The sequence below is a fragment of the Kitasatospora sp. NPDC091257 genome (genome assembly GCF_044757675.1).
Lineage (GTDB): Bacteria > Actinomycetota > Actinomycetes > Streptomycetales > Streptomycetaceae > Kitasatospora > Kitasatospora lactacystinica.
In genome coordinates, this window is sequence record NZ_JBIVVI010001263.1 from 1 (window position 1) to 2,510 (window position 2,510).

At 72.2% G+C, this 2,510-nt stretch carries 3 protein-coding genes; all 3 read left to right on the top strand.

Features of this window, described 5'->3' with window-relative positions; genetic code table 11:
* The first annotated feature begins 159 nt into the window (after nt 1-159).
* The 3 genes from ACIQOV_RS37075 to ACIQOV_RS37085 all read left to right on the top strand — a co-directional run bounded on the left by ACIQOV_RS37075 (nt 160) and on the right by ACIQOV_RS37085 (nt 2,435).
* Complete coding sequence (locus tag ACIQOV_RS37075) at nt 160-510, top strand: hypothetical protein (RefSeq protein ID WP_401055193.1); 351 nt, start codon at nt 160-162, stop codon at nt 508-510.
* 294 nt (nt 511-804) lie between these two features.
* On the top strand, nt 805-2,118 hold the full coding sequence (locus ACIQOV_RS37080) for a helix-turn-helix domain-containing protein (protein ID WP_401055194.1): 1,314 nt from the start codon (nt 805-807) through the stop codon (nt 2,116-2,118).
* Between the two features lie 107 nt (nt 2,119-2,225).
* Nucleotides 2,226-2,435 carry a hypothetical protein gene (locus tag ACIQOV_RS37085; RefSeq protein WP_401055195.1) on the top strand — a complete coding sequence of 70 codons (210 nt, stop codon included), beginning with the start codon at nt 2,226-2,228 and terminating at the stop codon, nt 2,433-2,435.
* Nucleotides 2,436-2,510 lie beyond the last annotated feature (75 nt).

Below are 2,510 nucleotides of genomic sequence, written 5' to 3' on the forward strand. Positions count from 1 at the left end.
GAATCCCACACATCTGCCCCACCCCGCCGCTTTCCCGTTCCCGGGCTTACGCGCCACGGGCGCCTGCGGGGCGGGTACACGTGTGCGCCGGGGGGGGGGTGGGCGCCGCGCGCCCACCCCGGACCGCACCGCCCGTTCGACTACACGCAGGGGGACACCATGAAGTACAGCGAAGCGCAGCCCGAGCCCGACGACGACCCGGCGCCGGCCGTCGCCGACCCCGCCACGGGAGAAGTCCGGATCCTCGCCCGCCTCTGCGACACCTGCATCTACCGCCCGGGCAACCTGATGCACCTCGCCCCCGGGCGCGTGCGGCAGCTCGCCACCGAAGCCCTCGCCGCCAACGGGAACATCGTCTGCCACTCGACCCTGCCCGCCCTCGCCCCGCCCGGAACGAAGGGCGCGATCTGCCGCGGCTTCGCCAACGCCCACGGCAACGCGATCTTCGCGCTGCGCATCGGTGCCGCCTTCGGCCGCATCGTCGAGGTGCCGCCGGCCAAGCGGACGTGAACCAGAGCGGACCACACCCGCGAGCACCGCAGGAAGACAGCGCCAACCCACAGCATTCCAAACGCACTTGGTGTGCCCGGGCCGAGTCTGGCGCGGTGGCGATGAGGCGCTGGGCGGGGCCGCGGCGCGACAGGCCGAGGCCACCGCCCTCGGCCTGCCCGATGCCCGCGCGCAACGGCAGTCGCACCAGAGGCCGGTTCGGGAGCCCGATCTCCCGGGAGCGAGTACAGGCAAGGCCACCACTCGATACCGTGGCATTCCGTAGCGGAACGAATACTGAAGCCGGGGGCCAGTGTGAAGGCCAGCAGCATCACGTTCGGGAAGTTCATCGCGCTGCGCCGCACAGCGAAGAGCTGGACCCAGCTGCGCCTGGCCCACGAGCTGAACCGCAGCGAGGACTGGATGTCCCAGGTCGAACGCGACATCCAAAGGGTCACGGACCTGCCGCTGCTGCGGCGCCTCGCCGAGGTGCTGGACACCGATCTCGGCGAGCTGACGGCCCTGCCGCAGCCTGCCGCCGATCGGCCGAGATCCCGCGCCCGCAAGTCGGCCTCGGCTACGCTGACGGACACCCGCGATGTCGAGGAGGACGATGTGCGACGCCGCCCGTTCCTGACCATGGCGGCTGCCGCCCTCGTCGCCCCCGCCACAGCCCCGCAGGTCGCCCGCGCCGAGGGAAGTGCCCCGCTGGACGGGCTGGAAGACCTGCTCCTCTACGGAGTTGACCGGGTGCCGGCTCCGCGCAGGGAAGCAACCCGGCAGGCGGTTTCCGCCTCGCTGGTGACCTCGCGTCAGGAGTTCCGGCAGGCGCAGTACGAGTCCCTGGCCCGGGCTCTGCCCGGCCGCATCGCCGCCGCCGAGACGGTCGGCACACCGGAGGAACGGGCCCGCCACATCGCCCAGCTGTACAACATCGCCACCAGGCTGTGCATCAAGATCGGCACCAACAACCACATGGCGGTCACCTCCGACCGCGCGCTGGTCGCCGCCCGCCTGGCCGGTGACCCGCTGGTCATCGCCGAAGCCCAGCGGATGGTCTCCAGCTCTTGGCGCCGCCAGGGAAGCCTGGCCCGCGCGACCGACATCGTCGTGATCGCCGCCGAAGACCTGCTCGCCGACACCTCCATCTCGCAGACGGCCCGCCTGGCAGTACTGGCCGAGCTGTACGCCACTGCCGCCTACACCGCGGCGAAGCTGGGCGACCGCGCCTACGCCCACGCCCTGATGCAGGAGGCCGTCGACAGCGCTGCCGCCGGCCGCGCATCCGGGCTGACGGACGGCGTCCGGGGTGTCGCCCTGCACGAGGTGTCCGTGCACTACGAGCTGGGCGATGCCGGCCGGGCGATCGAGCTGGCCCGCACGATCAACCCCTCCGAGCTGCCGACCGCCGAGCGCCAGGCCCGGTTCTGGACGGACGTCGCCCGTGCCTTCGCCCAGTGGGGCAAGCCGGGCCCGTGCTACCAAGCTCTGCTCGCCGCCGAGGAAGCAGCTCCGCAAGAGGTGCTGCGGGGGGCTGTACGCGGCCTCGCCACCGACCTGCTGCAGCACGACCGCCGACTGCCCGGCGTCAGGGACTTCGCCGCCCGCGCGGGCGTACAAATCGCCTGACCCGTAGCCGTACTACGGCCCGTAGCCCGACTACGGATCCGGTCTTCGGCCCGGCGGTTCACTGGGAACGTCCGCACCTCCCACCCGCTGCCCAAGGCAGGCATCCCATGCCCAAGCACAGCGCACCCCTGAACACCTCCCGCACCAGGCACGCCGCCGTGCGGGACGAGAACCGGCTCGACGCCCTCTTCGCCGGGCTGTGGACCGCCCTGCACCTGCCGGTCATCGTGCTGCTCGCCTTCGCCGCCCACCACCAGACCAGCGTCGATGCCCAGCCGCCGGCGGCAGCCGTCGCGCCCGACCGGTCCACCTCATAGGCACCCAAGGGCCCCGCTGCGCGACCTCGCCCTCGAGACGGTCACCGACGGAACCGGATCGCTGTTCGCCAACAC